Source organism: Bradyrhizobium sp. 27S5, assembly GCF_037217225.1.
GTDB classification, from domain to species: Bacteria; Pseudomonadota; Alphaproteobacteria; order Rhizobiales; family Xanthobacteraceae; genus Bradyrhizobium; species Bradyrhizobium septentrionale.
Window position 1 is genome coordinate 8,516,644 of sequence record NZ_CP147714.1, and the last position, 17,815, is coordinate 8,534,458.

The following is a 17,815-nucleotide window of genomic DNA, read 5'->3' on the forward strand; positions in this document are numbered from 1 at the left end:
TCTCGGGAGCAGTTGCCGTCTATCTGACAACATGCTCCCGAAAAGCACAACCATCATGCGACGTGTTGCGCGAGCTGCTCCGGCGCAGCCTCGCCCTCCTCGCCGGCGGGCTCGGCCTGCGCGGCGGGCGCAGCGGCCAGTTCCTTGGCCAGCGCGGTGGCGCCGACATAGTCGGTCTTGCCGGTGCCGAGCAGCGGCACCTTGTCGACGACGCGGATGTCGGCGGGCACCGCGAGTTCGGAAGCGCCGATGCTCTTGGCCTGGCGCTGCATCGCGGCGCGATCGGCATCCTTCTGCGTGGTGAGCAGCACGATGCGCTCGCCCTTGCGCTGATCGGGAAGCGTGACCGCAACCGACATCGCCTGCGGCCACAGCGCGGTCGCCATGGTCTCCACCGCCGACAGCGAGACCATCTCGCCTGCGATCTTGGCGAAGCGCTTGGCGCGGCCCTTGATCGCGATAAAACCCTGCGCGTCGACCGTGACGATGTCGCCGGTGTCGTGCCAGCCTTCGGGCAGCGGCTCGAGCACGCCGGGATTTTCGGCGCGGAGGTAGCCGATCATCACGTTCGGGCCCTTCACCGACAGCCGTCCGCCTTCCTCGATGCCGGGGACCGGATCGAGACGGTACTGCATCAGCGGCGAGATGCGGCCGACGGTGCCCTGGCGGTTGGCCATCGGCGTGTTCATCGCGAGCACCGGCGCGGTCTCGGTGACGCCGTAGCCTTCGAGGATGCGGATGCCGTAGCGCTCCATGTAGATCTGCCGCGTGCGCTCCTTCACCGCTTCTGCACCGGCGATGACGAGCCGCAGCGTGCGGAAGTCATAGGCATGCGCCGAGCGGGCGTAGCCGGTGAGGAACGTGTCGGTGCCGAACAGGATGGTCGCACCGGTCTGGTAGATCAGCTCGGGCACGATCCGGTAATGCAGCGGCGACGGATACATGAAAATCGGGATGCCGCCGAGCAGCGGCATCATCATGCCGCCGGTCAGGCCAAACGAGTGGAACACCGGCAGGACGTTGAACACCTTGTCATTGGCATTGGCATCGACCCGTGCCAGCGCCTGCGCTGCGTTGGCGAGGATGTTGCGGTGGGATAGCACGACGCCCTTCGGCGTGCCTTCCGAACCCGAGGTGAACAGGATGACCGCGGGATCGTTGGCGTTGCGGGCAACGCGCGGCGCGATGCCGGCGCGGAAGCCCGCGATCTTGTCGGCGAGGCCGATGCCGGCTCTGACGTCCTCGAGATAGACGACGCGCGCCTGGCCTTCGATCGCCGCGATCAGCTTGTCGAGCTTGCCCTTCTCGATGAAGGCCTTCGAGGTCAGCACGGTCTTGACCTGCGCCGCCTTCATCGCGGCCAGCACGTTGACCGGCCCGGCCGAGAAGTTGAGCATCGCCGGCACGCGACCGACGGTCTGCAGCGCAAAGAAAACGACCGCAACGCCGGCCGAATTCGGCAACAGCACGCCGACATTCTCACCGACCGCAGTGCCCTGCTCGAGCTTGCCGCTCAACACCTGCGCGCCGAGGATCAGCTTGCGATAGGTCAGCTTGGTGCCGAGCGCGTCCTCGATGATCGGCTTGCCGGTGTCGCGGTCGCGATAGGCGTGGCCGAGGCCATCGAACAGCGTCTGGTCGAGCATCGCGTTCTTGACCATGGCGTCGATCATGACGTCCTGCAGCGCGGCACCGGCGGCATTGCGGCGCGCCTTGCCGCGCAGCGACTGGTCGACCGGCAGCTTCACCGGCGGCAGGATCGAGATCGTCACCTTGGGGAACCAGGAGCGCTTGATCTCGCCGTTCTTGAGATAGCTGAGATGCGAACGCTGCGCGCCCTCGATGCGGACCGGGACGACGACCGCATCGGCCTTGTCGGCGATCATCGCAGTGCCGTCATAGACCTTCATCAGCGAACCGGAGACCGTGATGCGTCCTTCCGGGAAGATCACGACCGGCTCGCCGGCGGCCACCAGCTTGATCAGGTCGCGCGCCGCCAGCGGCTTGGACGGGTCCATCGTGTAGTGCTTGATCATCTTCAGGAACGGCTTGGCCCACCACGCCTTGGAGATGCCGGTGTCGACCGCGAAGCTCGCATCGATCGGCAGCGTGGCGTGCAGCAGCGGGCCGTCGACCAGGCTGACATGGTTGGGCGCGATCAGCATGCGCGTGCCCTCGGGCGGCAGGTTCTCCATGCCGCGCACCTCGACCCGGAACAGCGCACGGAACAGCAGCGCGCCGAAGTCGCGCACGCCCTCCTTGCCCCACTTGCTCAGCACGAACCAGACGGTGCCGAAGCTCGCGATGGCGAGGCCGAAGAATATCCAGGCGATCGCAAGCCCCGCGGCCTGCAGCGCGCCGACGAACACCGCGCCGGCGACCATGAAGCCGGCCTGCAAAATGTTGCCGGCGGCGATGATGCGGGCGCGTTCGGACGGCGCGGTCCAGGCCTGCACGGCGGCAAACGAAGGCACCACGAACAGGCCGCCGCCGAAGGCGAACAGGAAGAAGTCGGCCAGCATGCGGAAGCCGCCGAACGAGCTCGCAAACGCAGCCGCGGTGACCTCTTTGCCGAGCGACGTGGTTGCGATCGCCCAGGCGAGGTCGAGGCCGATCACGCCCATCACAATGGCGCCGATCGGCACCAGCGCGAGATTCGGACGAACATGGCTCAGCTGCGCCGCGAACAGCGAGCCGGCGGCGATGCCGATCGCGAACACGGCGAGGCACAGCGTGACCACGCCCTCGGTGCCGCCGACGCCTTCCTTGATCAGCGCAGGCAACAGCGACAGCACGATCGCGCCGACCATCCAGAACCAGGACACGATCACCATGCCGTCCCACAGCCGCGGTTCGGCATAGAGCGACTTCAGCAGGCGCACGGTCGAGGTCCAGGGATTCTTGGTGATCAGCAGATCGGGCGCGGAGGGCTGCGTCAGGGGGATGCGCGACGCGAACGCCCAGGACAGCACGGAGAGGCCGACCACGGCGGCGCAGATCCAGCCCATATGGCTGGCGCCGGCGACGAACATGCCGCCGGCAATGGTACCGATCAGGATCGCCATGAAGGTTGCGCCCTCGACCAGCGCATTGCCGGTTGCAAGCTCGGAAACCGAGAGCTGGTCGGGCAGCACCGCATACTTCACCGGACCGAACAGCGCAGCGACGATGCCGAACAGCGCCAGCGCGATGAACAGCAGCGGGATCGAATGGGTGAAGAAGCCGGCTGCGGCGAACGCCGCGGCGAAAATCTCGAAGAACTTCAGCCGGCGGGCGACGACGGACTTGACGTAGCGGTCGGCGAGCTCGCCGCCGAGCGCCGACAGCACAAAGAACGGCGCGATGAAGACCGCGCCCGCGAGCTGAACCAGCGCCGGCCCCTGCTCGTTGGCGACGCCATAGAGCAGCATGATGACCAGGGCGTTCTTCAGCACATTGTCGTTCAACGCCGAGCAGAACTGCGACCAGAACAGCGGCGCGAAGCGGCGGGACGACATCAATTCCTTGATCATGACCGTTTCCTTGGGTTAGCGCGCGAGGCGCTGGCAGGTCTGCGAGTTCGCGTGGCAGAGAATGGTGAGCGTGGTGAAATGACGGAGATGCCGCAGCCTTTAGTCTTTTCCGCAACGTATCGGTTCGAACCGGCGCACATCCGCTGGCGCCGGAATACCGGGACATTGCCCGCCAGAGATGTACGAGACCTTATCCAGACCTGGGGTTGCTCGGCGCCGAGGCGGGTTCGCGGGGGACATGGTGAGCGCTTTGTTGAGGTTTCGGCGACAATTGCCGCCGGTACGGTTCAGGTCAGTTCACTCAACCCGCTGAACGGCGACCACCGGCAGTGGCGCGGCTTGCACCCGCGGCCGCCCGAGGCCGCCCGGCGCGGCGCGCGCCGGTCCGCGCGCCGCTGCTCCAGGACACCTGCGACGTCGCAGGCACGGGCGATCCGCTCGATCGGCTCCATCGCCGGGGAGAGGATGGCGCGGCCAAAGCCCTTCACGAGCTCGATCGCGTCATCGACAAGGGTGCTGGTCAATTGAAGTGCTAGGGTCTGCATGTGAGTGGCCTCCTTAGCCAACTTGAGCAACGCTCAAATTAGTAGTACGAAAATGAACATTGTTCAAGAAGAATCGCGACGAGATCGAAAAAAACTTCAGCGGCGGACCCTGCTGATCGAGATCGCGCGCCGGTCGATCGCAACTAAGGGATTGAGATCATTGAAGGTTCGAGATGTCGCCGAAGCTGCCGGTTGCTCCATAGGCAGCGTCTATAACGAGTTCGGCGACTTCGACGGCCTGATCCTGACGGTGAACCGGGAGACCGTTGAGGCCCTGACCACACGGCTGAAGGCGATTCCAGCCGACGATCCGCTGCACCAGCTGCACGGGCTCGCCGACGCCTATCTCGGCTTCGCGACCGAGCACGCCAATCTGCTGCGCTCGCTGTTCGAGCACCGGATGGAGGACGACCGGCCATTTCCTGAAGATATCCTCGCGATGGTGATGGACGCGTTCGCGCTGATGCACGCGCCGCTGCTGCGGCTGCTGCCCGATCGCGATCCCGACGACGTTGCGCTGCTGTCGCGGATGATGTTCTCCGCGGTCCACGGCATCATCTCACTGGGCCTCGAGGAGCGCATGGTCGCGGTGCCGCCGGAGCGGCTGCGCGAGCGGCTCGCGCAATTCGTCGACACGCATCTCGCGGGATTGGGCGTAACCCGTAGGCCGTAGTCAGGCTCGCGTGCCCGCGATCATGTTTGATTGCGTGCGACGCGCCCTGAGCGGCCGAGCGTCCAGAGCGGCTCAAGAAATACCACTCCGGTGCCGCCCTCCCGGAAGATCAGCTTGAACTCGATCCGTCCGTCCGCGGTGATGGAGGCCGAATGCAGTCCCGCATTGCCGTCGTATCGCAAGGTGTCGTCCAGGACATGCCCGGTGAAGCCGCCGGAAAAGCCAGGTCCGGGTGTACGGCTGTGCGGCATGGCCGGTCCATTCACGAGATACCCGGTCGCGACACCATCCCGATCGACGCTCGTGACGATCATCATGAACTGGCGGTGCGAGTTGATCCATCCTTCGTCGCTCACCCACACGCCGAGAAAGCGGCGGACACTGTCCGGCACGTCGTTTGCCGGCGCGTGAACGCGAAAGGCCGGAAGCGGCAACTGCTTCTCGACGGCCAGCGCAGTGATCCGTTCGACATCAGGGTTCGGTACAATGCCGTGATCCTGCGGCGCGAACCAGTTCGCCAATTCCGCCAGGGGATGCCGCATCCCGTTTGCGATCGGCGGCACGAATGCGAGTGCGGCGAAGGCGATCACCGACAGGCCGGCGACAAGCAACCGTCGGGGCAACACGGCCAAGCGTCCTGCAACGGCGCGCGGAGCGGATGTCGCGCCCGCGGCATCCCGCGGTGCGTGTTCGTGCGATGCCGAACTCGGCTTAGCATCGAGGCGATAACCCCGGCGCGACACCGTCTTGATGATGCGGTGATCGTCATCCCGCAGTTTCAGGCGCAGCTCGCGGATGCATTGAACGAGCGAATCGTCTGAAACGGCGACGTGGCCCCACACCGCCTCGTGCAGATCCCGCTTGGAGACCAGCCGCCCGGCATTTCTGGCGAGACAGCCGAGCACCGCGAACGACTTCGGCCTGAGATCAAGTTCGACGCCATCCGCGCGCGCGACGCCGCGGGCGAAGTCCAGCTCAAAGGCATCAAATATCAATACGGAATCAGTCGCCGGGTTCATAGAGGTCACTCCATGCCCACAGACGGCACCAATCCGGGAAATTTAGCAGGAAAATCGTCGTTCTGTCACTTCTTCATCAGGACTTCCCCGTGGCGTGGACGATAGTGGCGGACCGGCCCGGCATCATTTCCAGGCACGCGGGAGGTTGACCATGTCGAGGGCACCGTTGGCCGCATTGGTCGGGGGGATTGTTGCGCTCGCGGCGGCGCAATCGGGAAACGCCCAGGCGCAGGAGGTCGTGAAGGTCGGCCTGGTGATGCCGTTGACCGGCGTTCTGGGGCCGGTCGGCAAGCAGGCGGTCGCCGGGGCAAGGCTCTACATGGCGCAACACGGCGACACGGTCGCCGGCCGCAAGATCGAACTGATCGTCCGGGACGACGCGAGCGTGCCCGACAATGCCAAGCGCATTGCGCAGGAGCTGATCGTCAACGACAAGGTCGCGATCCTCGGTGGCGGGCTGACGCCGAGCGTGCTGGCGCTCGCACCGCTGGTCAATGAGAGCAAGACCGCAACCGTCGTCATGGTCTCGGGCACGTCGATCGTGACCGATCGGTCGCCCTACTTCGTGCGTACCAGCTGGACGCACGCGCAGCAGGCCAGCGTACTGGCTGATTGGGCGGCCAAAAACGGATCGAAGCGGGCCACCATCATCGCGTCCGACTGGGCACCCGGGCACGAAGCCGCCGGCGTGTTTGCGGCGAGCTTCACCGCGGCAGGCGGATCGATCGTCGAGGCGTTGAAAGTGCCGCTGGCCAATCCCGACTTCGCACCGTTCCTGCAGCGCGCGCGGGACGGCAATCCCGACACTTTGTTCATTTTCGTTCCGACAAGCCAGGCCGGCATCCTGGCCAAACAGTTTGTCGAGCGCGGGCTCGACAAGAGCGGGATCAAGCTGATCGGCCCCGGCGACATCGCCGACGACGAGGACCTGCCGGGGATGAGCGATGCCATGATCGGCACGATCACGGCGGGGTTCTACTCCGCCTATCATCCGTCGGACCTGAACCGCGACTATGTCGCCGCGTTCCGCAAGGCCAACGCCAATGTCCGCCCGAACTTCATCAGCGTCAGCGCCTATGACGGCATGCATCTGATCTACCAGGCGCTGCAGGTGACCAGCGGCAAGACCAACGGCGACGCGCTGGTCGAGGCCATGAAGGGCATGGCCTGGGAAAGCCCGCGCGGCCCGATGTCGATCGATCCGAAGACCCGCGAAGTCGTCCACAACATCTACATTCGCAAGGTCGAGAAGATCGGAGGCGAGCTCTACAGCGTCGAGCAGGAAACCTTCCAGGCGATCAAGGATCCCACCAAGGTCGCGAACAGGTAACTGGGACGGAACGGCAACCCTTCCGGCGCGGCGTCGCTTCGACGCCTAGACCCGGGTGCGCGCGATCGTGCCGGCGACGATCTGCATGGCGACGCCGAGCACCCAGCCCGCCATGATGGTCGCGGTCCAGGCGATGTCCGGCTCGCTGCGCAGCACGACGACACCGACCGAGAAGAATGCAACCATGGTCGCGAGGAAGGTGCCCACCGCGCTGAGCAGCTCAGCCGCGTCGATCTTGCGCGTCGAATTCGAGTCCTTCGGATGGAAGAGCTTTGGCGGCGTATCGATGCCGACATAGAAGCCGATCGCGCCGCCCAGCATCATGAGCAGCAGGAAGGCCTGCGAGGTCAGCGCCGACACGCTCGAGCCGACATGGATGGCGACGAACAGACCGCTCGCGGCTCCCGCCAAAGCAAGGCCGAAGCGCTCCAGGATATGGGCAAACTTTCTGACGCGGCTGCGCATGGCTTTGCCTCATCAATGAATTGCACCGCCGGCAGGCTAGGCCTTTTCGCAGCATCGCGAAAGCCGCCGCCGCTCACATGGCTGCGACCACGCGACGCTATTGTGCGCCAGTTCACATCTATCGTGGCACGGAATGACTAAACATCGATCCAAAGTAGCAATAGAATCCGCTACTACTACGTTGCGCGATCCGCTTCATTCTTTTCAGCGAGCGTCTTTCAATGCCGAGTCCCAAGATCATCATCCTGTCCGATGGCACCGGCAACGCCGCCTCCAGCGTCTGGCGAACCAATGTCTGGCGGATCTTCCAGTCGCTCGATCTGCAGGGCAACAGCCAGGCCGCCAAGTATGATGACGGCGTCGGCACGTCGTCGTTCGTCCCGCTTGCGCTGCTCGGCGGCGCCTTCGGTTACGGCCTCAAGCGCAATATCCTGGATGCCTACAAGTTCATCTGCCGAAACTACGACCACGAGAACGATTCGAAGATCTACCTGTTCGGATTCAGCCGTGGCGCATTCACCGTGCGCACGCTTGCCGCACTCATCCTCGATCAGGGCCTGATCGTCGCGGACACCGAATCCGAGCTGCATGACGGCGCGGTGAAGGCCTATCGCGCGTACCGGGCCGAGGGCTACCACTCGATATGGCGCATCGAGGTGCTGTTCCGCGCGCTGCGCGACTACATCCTTGTGCCGGTGTGGGATCGCCTCCGCGGCAACAAGTCTTATGCAGAGATCGCCCGGAAGCAGGTCGCCGCGATCGAATTCATCGGCATCTGGGACACCGTCGCAGCCTATGGCCTGCCGATCGACGAGATGACCCGCGGCATCTCCAACTGGGTGTGGCCACTCGAACTGCCGAACCGCATTCTCAGCCCGAGGGTCAAGTGGGCGCGACATGCGCTGGCCCTCGACGACGAACGCACGACATTCCACCCAGTGCTCTGGACCGAGCACGAGCCTGGACAGCCCGCACCCGCCGTGCCCGCGACCATCGATGGCGAACGTCTGGTCCAGGTCTGGTTCGTCGGCATGCATGCCAATGTCGGCGGCGGTTATCCCGACGATGCCGTCGCGTTCGTGCCGCTGGCCTGGCTGGTCGACGAAGCCGTCAAGCGTGGCTTGGTGTTCAAGAGCGCGCCGACTGCCGATCCTGATGCGATCAAGTCTATCAGATCGTCCGAGGACAAGGACGGCCGCCTCTATGATTCGCGCGCGGGCCTCGGCTCCTACTACCGGTATGGACCTCGCAAGGTCGCCGAGCTCTGCAACGATCGTTATGCCCGTGTCAGCGTGCCGACGCCGAAGATCCACGAAAGCGTGTTCGAGCGGATCGACAGCGGCGCCAATGCCTATGCCCCGATCGGACTTCCGCCGAACTACGTCATTGTCTCGCGAAGCGGCCAGATCACGCCGCTGGGCGAGACGACGTTCGAGACGCCGGCGAGCGCACCGGCGCGTTATGCGGCGCAGGAGAAGCTGTGGAATTATGTCTGGATGCGCCGGATCGCCTACTTCGCCACGCTGGCGGCGTCGCTGCATCTGGCCGCGTTCTGGCTGTTCCACAATCAGCACAAGGAGCACGAATTCAGCTCCTGGTTCAGGATGATTTCGGAGCTGGTGCGCTTCGTCCAATCGTTCCTGCCCGATTCGTTTCACTGGTGGACGGATTGGTATGCCGGCAACCCGGAATGGTTCGCCGGCGGCCTCATTGCCGTTTTCCTGCTGATGAGCGTCGGCACCTCGCTCAGCGCCGCGATCAGGGACAGGATGCGGATCATCTGGCGCGACCGCGCGAACCCGACGCCGCTCTCCGGAATCGTTCACAATGCGATCTATCGATTCCGCACCAGCGCGATCTATCAGTGGATCCTCAACTTCGGGAAGCGACACGCCGTTCCGTTCCTGCTGACGGCCTTGCTGGTCTGGTTCAGCGCGACACTGCTCAGCCATTTCCTGTTCAATGCCGCTGACTCGATGGGCGCTTTCTGCACGGGCACCGCGGCCGACAAGCTTGTCGCCGTCGACAAGGGCGTCCCGCAGGACGCAGCCGACTTCGATACCAGCGCGATCTGTGCGCCGACCGGTCTCAAGGTGCGCACCGGGTTCAAGTACGAGATCGCGATCACCATGGCGGAGCCATGGGAGGACGCCGGACGGGCGGTGACACCGGTCGGATACCGCACGTCGACAATCGAGGCCGCAAAACGCTGGCGTGGTTACGCCACGATCTTCCTGCGGCGCGTCCTGTTCCGGCCGTGGTTCAGGCTGATCGCACGGGTCGGACAGACCGGGGTCGACGAGTATTTTCTTGATCCGGCGCCGGCGCCCAACACCGATCCGCAGGTCTACAAGGCGCGGTTCACGGCTGATCGCAGCGGCGAGATCTTCCTCTACGTCAACCAGGCCGTCATCGGCCTGCCCTGGGTCTACAAATGGTTCTACGGCGATCACAAGGGCAAGGCGAAGGTCACGGTGCGGTTGCTGTAGGGGGTCGAGCCGCGCCCACAGGATCGCGACCCGACACGGAGCCGCCCGGCGTGATCCATCTGTGATCCAGCCGACAGTTCGGGTTGTAGATCAGCTGCTATGCTCCCTTTGCTAGATGGGCTGCCAGACGCCTGGAACGATCCGACGCGACCCCACGGATCCCCGGGGAGTGCTGACGCGCCAGTTTCATATCGACCGGCTATTTTTCACCAGCGATTTGGAGGCATCACCATGATTTCCCGAATTCAGGCGTTTCCAACCACAGACGGCATCTTTGTGGTCTGGGAAGTATCGGCAATGATCCCGAACTGTCTGGGCTTCGCGCTGTATCGCCAGCAGCAGGGCAAGACCGCGACCGTGGTCGACACCTGGGTCGGGTTCGAGGATCAGGCGCAGGGCCACAAGTCCGGCGAGCATCGGCCGAGCACCGAATGGCCGGTGCAGAAGACCAACTGGACCGATTTCCTGGCGCCGGCCGATGCGCCGGTCCGCTACGGCGTGGTGCCCGTCCTCAAGGACGGCGATACCAAGGTAAAGCCTGCGGCCAACGCGCCGTCGACGTGGACTGACTACGTCTCCGCCACGCCGTCGGGTCCACTGAAGCCATGGTTCAACCGCGGCACGATCTCGGCGCAATGGCTGTCGCGCGCGATCGGCAAGGACAAGAAGCCGGCGCAGACGCTGGAGAAGGCGATCTCGACCAAGGGCAACAAGATTCGCGACTTCCTCAAGGGACAGCTTGGCGCCCGCCTGCTCGCGTTACTGGCCGATGCCAAGAAGAACAAGCGCGACGTCTATCTCGCGCTTTACGAGCTCAACGATCCCGAACTGATCGCGGCGCTGAGCGCGCTGAAGGGCAAGGCCCATGTCGTGCTCGGCAACAGCACCGGCAAGTCCGACGCCACGGCAAAGGACACCGAGAAGAACGCCGGCGTGCTGAAGAAGGCCGGCGTCGACATCGTTCGCCGCAAGATCGCGCCGAGCCGCTACGCGCACAACAAGTTCGCGGTGTTCTGCGACGGCGCGCAGACACCGAAGGCGGTCTGGACCGGCAGCACCAACTGGACGCGCACCGGACTGTGCACCCAGAACAACAACGGGCTGGAGATCACCGACGACAAGATCGCCGCGGCCTATCACGACCATTGGAAGCTGATCTACGCCGACGGCAGCAAGTCGCCGAAGGCGCTGGCGGTGGCCGGCGATAAGGAATGGCCGTTCACCATCGGCCCGTCGAAGGTCAGCGTCTGGTTCACGCCGACCACCAAGAGCGGCGATCTCAAGGAAGCCACCAAGATGATCGAGGACACCGAGCATGGCGCGGTGTGCCTGATGCTCAATCCCGGCAACAAGGGCCTGCTCGGCCCGATCCTGAAGAAGGCGCAGGACAAGAAGCTCTATGTCCGCGGCGTGCTCAACAATTTCCCGGCGCAGGGCAAGGACAGCCCGATGGATCAGCTGCAACTGCTGGCCGGCGACGGCCAGCAGCAGGTGTTCAAGGGCAAGCAGATCGCCGACGTGATCCGGCCCGCCGGCATCGACAAGACCGCCGACTGGTGGGAGCACGAGATCAAGAACACCGGAAAATTCATGATCGCCGTGCACAGCAAGGTGATCGTGCTGGATCCGGCCGGCAAGAATCCGGTGGTCATGACCGGCTCGCACAATTTCTCTGACCGCGCCAGCACCAAAAACGACGACAATCTCGTCATTATCAGAGGCGATTCGCAGCTCGCGCTAACTTACGCCGCGCGCATCGTCAGCATCTACGGTCAGTATCGCTGGCAGGCCTGGCGCAACACGCCGGAGGGCCAGAAGGACAAGGGGCTGAAGCGCAGCGATGCCTGGCTGAGCAACCGCATCGGCAAGGGTTGGGCGGAAACCGAGACGCGGTTCTGGCTCGGCACGACCTGACTGCCTGATCTCCTATCGGGGGTCATGACATGAAACACAGGGCAGCGTTGCGGCTGCCCCGCGTTCTTCCTCACGCGCTACGCCGCGCGGCCGACCGAGGCGTCGAGATGCTTCAGCCGCGGCAGCACCTCCTGCTTCAGCAGCCGCAGCGAATTGTGCCAAGCCTCGGGCTTGTGCTTGTAGTCGAAGCCGAACACCAGCAGCACGCCGAAGCCGCCGACCTCCTGATAGATCTTCTCGATCTTCTCGGTGACGGTCGCGGGCGAACCGACGATCCAGTTGTTGCGGGCGCAATATTCGACGGTGACGTCGCTGTCAGGCACGTCGGGCGAGGCTTTCAAATAATCCTTGAAACCGAAGTGACCGAGCAAGGGGAGAAAATACTCACCCATCATCCGGCCCATCATGTCGCCGGTCGAGAGCTTCCACGCCTCCGCATCAGTGTCAGCGACGAACACCTCGCGCACCATGCGCCAGTCCTTGCGGCTCGGCTTGCGGCCGGTCTTGGCTGCGCCGGCTTCCACTGAGTCCCAATGGCTGCCGACATAAGCAGGATTGAGGTTGAGGCTCATCGGAATGAAGCCGCGCTCGCCGGCGAGCTTCAGCGTGTCCGAGTTCTTCGACAGGCCTGCAACGCCGATCGGCGGATGCGGCGCTTGCTGCGGCTTGATGTGGGGTTTGAGGAAATCGAACATCGTGTCCGGCTTGGTCACCGTCCAGAACTTGCCCTTGTGGGTCCACGGCGCGGGCTCGGTCCACATTTTCAGGATGATCTCGAGCGCTTCGCGGGTCATGTCGCGGTTCTGGCCCGACATGCCGTCGACATTGAACATCGCCCAGTCGCTCGGCAGCCCCGAGGCGGCGACGCCGAAGTTCAATCGCCCGTTCGAGATGTGATCGAGCATCGCAACGCGGTTCGCGAGTTCAGCGGGGTGATGATAGGGCAAGAGGAAACCGCCGGGGCCGATCCGCAGATTCTTGGTCTGCAGCAGCGCCTGCGCGACCAGCAGATCAGGCGACGGGTGCGGCTCCCACGGTGCGGTGTGATGCTCGCCGATCCAGGCTTCCTGGTAGCCGAGCTCGTCAAGCCAGCGCAGCACCTGCAGGTCCCAGTCGTGGCCCTCCTTCAATCCGCACTCCGGCGGATGCGACGGCATCGCGAAGTATCCGAGTTCCATGGGTTTCCTCTCTTTGTCTGATGCGTGTCTTCCGCACGCGATGGAAGAGTACCCGCCATGGCCGCGGCAGAACAATGGCCTTATCGCACGCAGCCGGGCCGGGATTTATGCGTAGGGCGTATCCTTCAGCATGGCCGCGATCCCCGAAAAGCTTCGCTCCATGATCTGGAGGAAGGCCTCGCGTGACGATGCGGCCGATCTGCGGGCCTTGTGCGCGCGGAGCCCTTCCGCATAGGCGACGGTGATTGCGGACACCACCATCGAAGCTGCCAGCCGGGCATCGGCATCGGCGAGCGGCCGCTTGATCGCACCCGCCAGCACGCTCGCGAGATCGTCGATGAACTCGTCACGCATCTCGCGCGCCCGTGCCGCGAGCGCCGGGCTCTCTGCGACGGTGCGCCAGAATTTCGCCGTTGCATCGGTGAATTTCGCGAACGGATGCGCCCGATCCGCCAGGCTCTGCACCAGCCTGCGCAGGGTCACGAGCGGCGCTTCGCCGGGCGCTCGCCCGGCGAACGCTGCCTTCAGAATCTGGCGGCTTTCCTCTTCGCGGTCGAAGAACAGATCTTCCTTGCGCGGGAAGTAATTGAACACCGTCATCCGGGAGACCTCGGCGGCCTCGGCAATTTCGGCCACCGAAACATTGTCGAAGCCGCGTTCCAAAAACAGCTCGGTGGCGACGTCCGAGATCGCCTGACGCGTCGCCTCCTTCTTCCGCTCCCGCAATCCATCCCGATTTGACATGCGGAAATTTGTACCATACTAAATATTATACTGAGTATAAAAATATGGTGACGGCGTGACGGCGTGACGCGTGAACGAACGGATGTGGTGGTGGTCGGCGCCGGGCCGACCGGACTGCTGCTGGCGATCGAGTTGACCCTTGGCGGCGCCGACGTGGTCGTCATCGAGCGGCTGATGGAGCCCGACCAGACCATCAAGGCCGGCGCGATCGGCGCCCTCGCAGGCGAAGCACTGGAACGCCGCGGTCTTGCCGATGCGATGGATGCGGTCGAACGCGCCATGGCGGAGAGCATGTCGACGCTCATGAAGGGCGCGGACGGCCAGAGCGAACTTCCGTTCAAGAAATTCGGCGGTCACTTCTCCGGCATTTTCCTGATCGACCAGACACGGCAGCACGAGCCGAACCGGCGGCTGCGCGACGTGAACCAGCAAGCCCTGGAGAAGATGCTGGGCGAGCGCGCCCGGGCGCTCGGGATCGAGATCAGGCGCGGCTGCGAGCTGATCGATTTCAGGGATCACGGAGACGGCGTCGTGGCGCGGACGAAGGGCGCGTCCGGCGAGATCGAGCTGCAGGCGGCCTATCTTGTCGGCTGCGACGGCGGACGCAGCGCGGTGCGCAAGCGCGCCGGCTTCGAGTTTCCCGGCACCGACCCGACCCTCACCGGACACCAGGCCATTGTCGACCTGGATCATCCGGATCGGCTGCTGCCAGTCGGCTGGCGGCGAACGCCTGTCGGCATGATGGCGTATGGACCGATTCCCGGCCGGGTGTTCCTCGCCGAGTTCGACGGACCGCCGGCCGATCGCAGCGCGCCCGTGACGCGCGAGGAGATCGAGAGCACCCTGCGCCGGATCAGCGGCGCCGACGTCCGCGTCACCGCCGTCAAGACCGCCACGCGTTTCACCGACAATGCGCGGCAGGCCGCCGACTATCGCAAGGGACGTATCCTGTTGGTGGGCGACGCGGCGCATGTGCACTCGCCGTTCGGCGGACAAGGCTTGAATCTCGGCCTGCTCGATGCAGTCAACCTCGGCTGGAAGCTTGCGGCGGTTGTCTGCGATCGCATGCCGGACAGCTTGCTCGACAGTTACACCGAGGAGCGGCATCCGATCGCGGCGAAAGTGCTCGCCAACACCCGCGCCCAGGTCGCATTGATGCGGCCGGATGTCATGACCGACGCCTTGCGCGACATAGTCGCCGACCTGATGAGCCTCGACGAGGGCACGCGCTACTTCGGCGAAATGATCAGCGGCATCAAGATCCGCTACGACCTCGGCAGCGATCATCCGTTGGTCGGCCGGCTCGCCGGCAATTTCGCACTCGGCGACGAGGGCGCCGAAACGACGCTGTTCGATCAGATGGAGGACGGCAGGGCCGTGCTGGTCGATGCGACCGGCGGAGCTGCGTCAGCGGTCGCAGCTCGCTGGGACATCTTTGTCCGATGCATGCCAAGACGCAGCGGCCCTTCGTTGCTAATCCGGCCGGATGCCTGCATCGCCTGGGCGGCCGACGACACCGACACAGCGGGCCTCGACGCCGCGCTGGTGCGCTGGTTCGGGCCCGCCACGCATCATTGACCTCGCTGGCGAGGCGCGCTGTCAGCGCGCCCCGAACGTGGTCTTGCCGAACAGCGCCTTCTGCGTCGAGGGCTGCGAGCGCCAATATTGCGGCGGCGCGTTCACCTCGCCGCCGAGCTCGGCGGCGGCGTGCCAGCCCCAGCGCGGGTCGTAGAGCATGCCGCGGGCGAGCGCGACCATGTCGGCCTTCCCCGAGGCGACGATCTCCTCCGCCTGCTTCGCTTCCGTGATGAGGCCGACCGCCATCGTGGTGACGCCGGTCGCCTCCCGCACCGCCTGCGCCGCCGGCACCTGATAGCCGGGTGCGAGCGGGATCTTCTGCAGCGCCGAGACGCCGCCGGAGGAGACGTCCATCCAGTCGACCCCGCGCTTCTTCAACTCCTTGGTGAACTCGATGGTCTGCGGGACGTCCCAGCCACCCTCGACCCAATCGGTCGCCGAGACCCGGACGCCGACCGGCTTGCGATCGGGAAACACGGCGCGCACCGCATCGAACACTTCCAGCGGGAAACGCATGCGGTTCTCGAGCGAGCCGCCGTAGCGGTCGGTGCGCTTGTTGGCGAGCGGCGACAGGAACTGGTGCAAGAGATAGCCGTGCGCACTGTGCAGCTCGAGCGCGTCGATGCCGAGCCGGTCGGCGCGCTTCGCCGACGCGACGAAGGCCTCGCGGATGCGCTTCAGGCCGGCCTCGTCGAGTGCCACCGGCGCGGCCTCGCCTTCCTTGTGCGGGACCGCCGACGGCGCAACCGTCTGCCAGCCGCCTTCGGCAATCGGGATCAACTGCCCGCCTTCCCAGGGCCGCTGGCTCGAGGCCTTGCGGCCGGCATGGGCGAGCTGCATCGCGACCGCCGCCTTCGAATGCTTGCGCACCGAGGCCAGGATCGGCTTCAGCGCCGCCTCGTTGGCATCGCTGTAAAGCCCGAGGCAGCCCGGCGTGATCCGCCCGATATCCTCGACATGGGTGGCCTCGATACAGAACATCGCGGCGCCCGACAGCGCCAGCATGTTGATATGGGTGAAGTGCCAGTCGTTGGCGGAGCCGTCGATCGCCGAATATTGGCACATCGGCGCGACCATGATGCGATTGGAGAGTTTCAGACCGCGCAGTTCGATCGGGGAAAACAGGGTGCTCATGTGGACGGTATCCGGGATCGGGGAAAGGGCACGGTTAAGATAGAGGCGGCGGCCGCGATCACCAACCGTCCGGACGGCCACGCGGGCCGGGACGCAGATCAGCAATGCGATAGCGCCGCCCCTTGGGCGCGGCAGATCAGTCCACCAGCGTGAACTGCAGCAACAGGTTGCGCTGGATCAGCGAGAAATTGTCGTCCGAGATCATGGTCAGCACGGTCTCGCCCTCCGCGGTGACATGGGCGTCGATGCCTTCCATGTTGTCGATCTCGTTGCCGAGATCGGCGTTGAAGATCGCAGGGCCGTCGACGACGGCGCCGGGCGCGATGTCGGACAGCACGAGGCGGCGGATGCGGATGCCGACGCCGCCGAGCCAGGAGAACTTCCGCTCCAGGATCAAGAGATCGCCCGACGGCAGCAGCACCGCGTCGCTGATGTCGAAATTCTCGGTGCGGCGCACGCTGAACTGCCCCGGCGTCTTGCCGCCGACCAGGAAGGCGATCAGATTGCCGCCGGCATCGAGCCCGCGCTCCGAGAACGCGATCAGCGTGCCGGCAAGCGGCTGGGCTTTCGGCATCACCTTGGGCACGAAGACCAGCGCCTCCAGTCCCTTGTTGTTGGGAAACTTGCGCGCCGCCGCCGGCAGCGGCACCACCTCGCCGCGCGACCGGGTAAAGCCCTTGGAAAAATCGTAGCGCAGCACCTGGTTGACCCGCTCGAGCCCGACATAAGCGAACGAGCCGTCGAGTGCGAGCGATTCCGAATCGTACCAGCCGCGCGTCGCGGTGATCGGCCTGCCGTCGGCCCCGAGCAGCGGCGCCGCCTCGACATCGTCGAGCCCGGCCATCTCGCGGCCGCGATAGACGATGCGACCGGTGAACCAACTGCCCTGATCGCTGACCGCGATGAAGCGCTCGCCCTTGGGATCGAGCCGCAGCGCGGAGAGGCCGCCGAAGCCGGAAAACGACGAGGTCAGGATCAGCCCGCTGCGATATTCCAGCGCGCCGAACTGCGTGCGCGCACGATCGCGGATGTCGAACGACGGCAGCGGCCGCGCATTGACCTCGACCGCGACAGGTTCGTCGACGCGATGACGGCCCGGCCTGCCGGCCGGTCCCGGCGTCAGCGGCGGCTCGGTGGCGCTCTGTGCCTGCGCGAGACGCGGCAGCGCGGCCGCCGACAGTCCCGCCGCCATATCTCGAAGGAAACGGCGGCGGCTAAGGGGTGAGCGCATGTC

Annotated in this window: 13 protein-coding genes; 5 read left to right on the top strand and 8 right to left on the bottom strand. The window is 65.0% G+C overall.

The features are described 5' to 3' along the window. Positions 1-53: 53 nt before the first annotated feature. A complete protein-coding gene (locus tag WDM24_RS40005) occupies positions 54-3,512 on the bottom strand; it encodes an acyl-[ACP]--phospholipid O-acyltransferase (RefSeq protein ID WP_338829611.1) in 3,459 nt (1,152 codons plus the stop codon). Positions 3,513-3,799: 287 nt separating this feature from the next. Continuing rightward, entirely contained in the window at positions 3,800-4,057 is a 258-nt protein-coding gene (locus tag WDM24_RS40010) for a hypothetical protein (protein WP_338829612.1), read from the bottom strand. A gap of 160 nt (positions 4,058-4,217) precedes the next feature. Here WDM24_RS40010 and WDM24_RS40015 point away from each other — a divergent pair, with 160 nt between their 5' ends. Beyond that, on the top strand, positions 4,218-4,730 hold the full coding sequence (locus tag WDM24_RS40015; protein ID WP_414645654.1) for a TetR/AcrR family transcriptional regulator: 513 nt from the start codon (positions 4,218-4,220) through the stop codon (positions 4,728-4,730). A 20-nt stretch (positions 4,731-4,750) separates the two neighbouring features. On the opposite strand, the gene WDM24_RS40020 is transcribed toward WDM24_RS40015, so the two are convergent. Continuing rightward, positions 4,751-5,749 carry a winged helix-turn-helix domain-containing protein gene (locus tag WDM24_RS40020; protein ID WP_338829614.1) on the bottom strand — a complete coding sequence of 333 codons (999 nt, stop codon included), beginning with the start codon at positions 5,747-5,749 and terminating at the stop codon, positions 4,751-4,753. A gap of 151 nt (positions 5,750-5,900) precedes the next feature. Between WDM24_RS40020 and WDM24_RS40025 the strand changes: the two genes are divergently transcribed. Then, positions 5,901-7,079 (top strand): ABC transporter substrate-binding protein, encoded by a 1,179-nt coding sequence (locus WDM24_RS40025; RefSeq protein WP_338829615.1) that lies wholly within the window; start codon positions 5,901-5,903, stop codon positions 7,077-7,079. A 45-nt stretch (positions 7,080-7,124) separates the two neighbouring features. Here WDM24_RS40025 and WDM24_RS40030 read toward each other — a convergent pair whose 3' ends face one another. Further along, complete coding sequence (locus tag WDM24_RS40030; protein WP_029079606.1) at positions 7,125-7,544, bottom strand: hypothetical protein; 420 nt, start codon at positions 7,542-7,544, stop codon at positions 7,125-7,127. Positions 7,545-7,765: 221 nt separating this feature from the next. On the opposite strand from WDM24_RS40030, the gene WDM24_RS40035 reads away from it, so the two are divergent. Further along, positions 7,766-10,033 carry a DUF2235 domain-containing protein gene (locus WDM24_RS40035; protein ID WP_338829616.1) on the top strand — a complete coding sequence of 756 codons (2,268 nt, stop codon included), beginning with the start codon at positions 7,766-7,768 and terminating at the stop codon, positions 10,031-10,033. A 231-nt stretch (positions 10,034-10,264) separates the two neighbouring features. Next, on the top strand, positions 10,265-11,947 hold the full coding sequence (locus WDM24_RS40040; RefSeq protein WP_338829617.1) for a phospholipase D-like domain-containing protein: 1,683 nt from the start codon (positions 10,265-10,267) through the stop codon (positions 11,945-11,947). A gap of 77 nt (positions 11,948-12,024) precedes the next feature. Here the strand turns inward: WDM24_RS40040 and WDM24_RS40045 are convergent, their stop codons facing one another. After that, positions 12,025-13,125 carry an LLM class flavin-dependent oxidoreductase gene (locus WDM24_RS40045; protein ID WP_338829618.1) on the bottom strand — a complete coding sequence of 367 codons (1,101 nt, stop codon included), beginning with the start codon at positions 13,123-13,125 and terminating at the stop codon, positions 12,025-12,027. Positions 13,126-13,230: 105 nt separating this feature from the next. After that, the gene (locus WDM24_RS40050) at positions 13,231-13,869 is read right to left on the bottom strand and encodes a TetR/AcrR family transcriptional regulator (RefSeq protein ID WP_338829619.1); all 639 of its coding nucleotides are present in this window, start codon (positions 13,867-13,869) and stop codon (positions 13,231-13,233) included. Between the two features lie 63 nt (positions 13,870-13,932). On the opposite strand from WDM24_RS40050, the gene WDM24_RS40055 reads away from it, so the two are divergent. After that, positions 13,933-15,447 (top strand): FAD-dependent oxidoreductase, encoded by a 1,515-nt coding sequence (locus WDM24_RS40055; RefSeq protein ID WP_338829620.1) that lies wholly within the window; start codon positions 13,933-13,935, stop codon positions 15,445-15,447. A 21-nt stretch (positions 15,448-15,468) separates the two neighbouring features. Here the strand turns inward: WDM24_RS40055 and WDM24_RS40060 are convergent, their stop codons facing one another. Beyond that, entirely contained in the window at positions 15,469-16,581 is a 1,113-nt protein-coding gene (locus WDM24_RS40060) for an NADH:flavin oxidoreductase/NADH oxidase (protein ID WP_338829621.1), read from the bottom strand. Positions 16,582-16,717: 136 nt separating this feature from the next. Further along, positions 16,718-17,812 carry an esterase-like activity of phytase family protein gene (locus WDM24_RS40065; RefSeq protein WP_338829622.1) on the bottom strand — a complete coding sequence of 365 codons (1,095 nt, stop codon included), beginning with the start codon at positions 17,810-17,812 and terminating at the stop codon, positions 16,718-16,720. Positions 17,813-17,815: the final 3 nt, after the last annotated feature.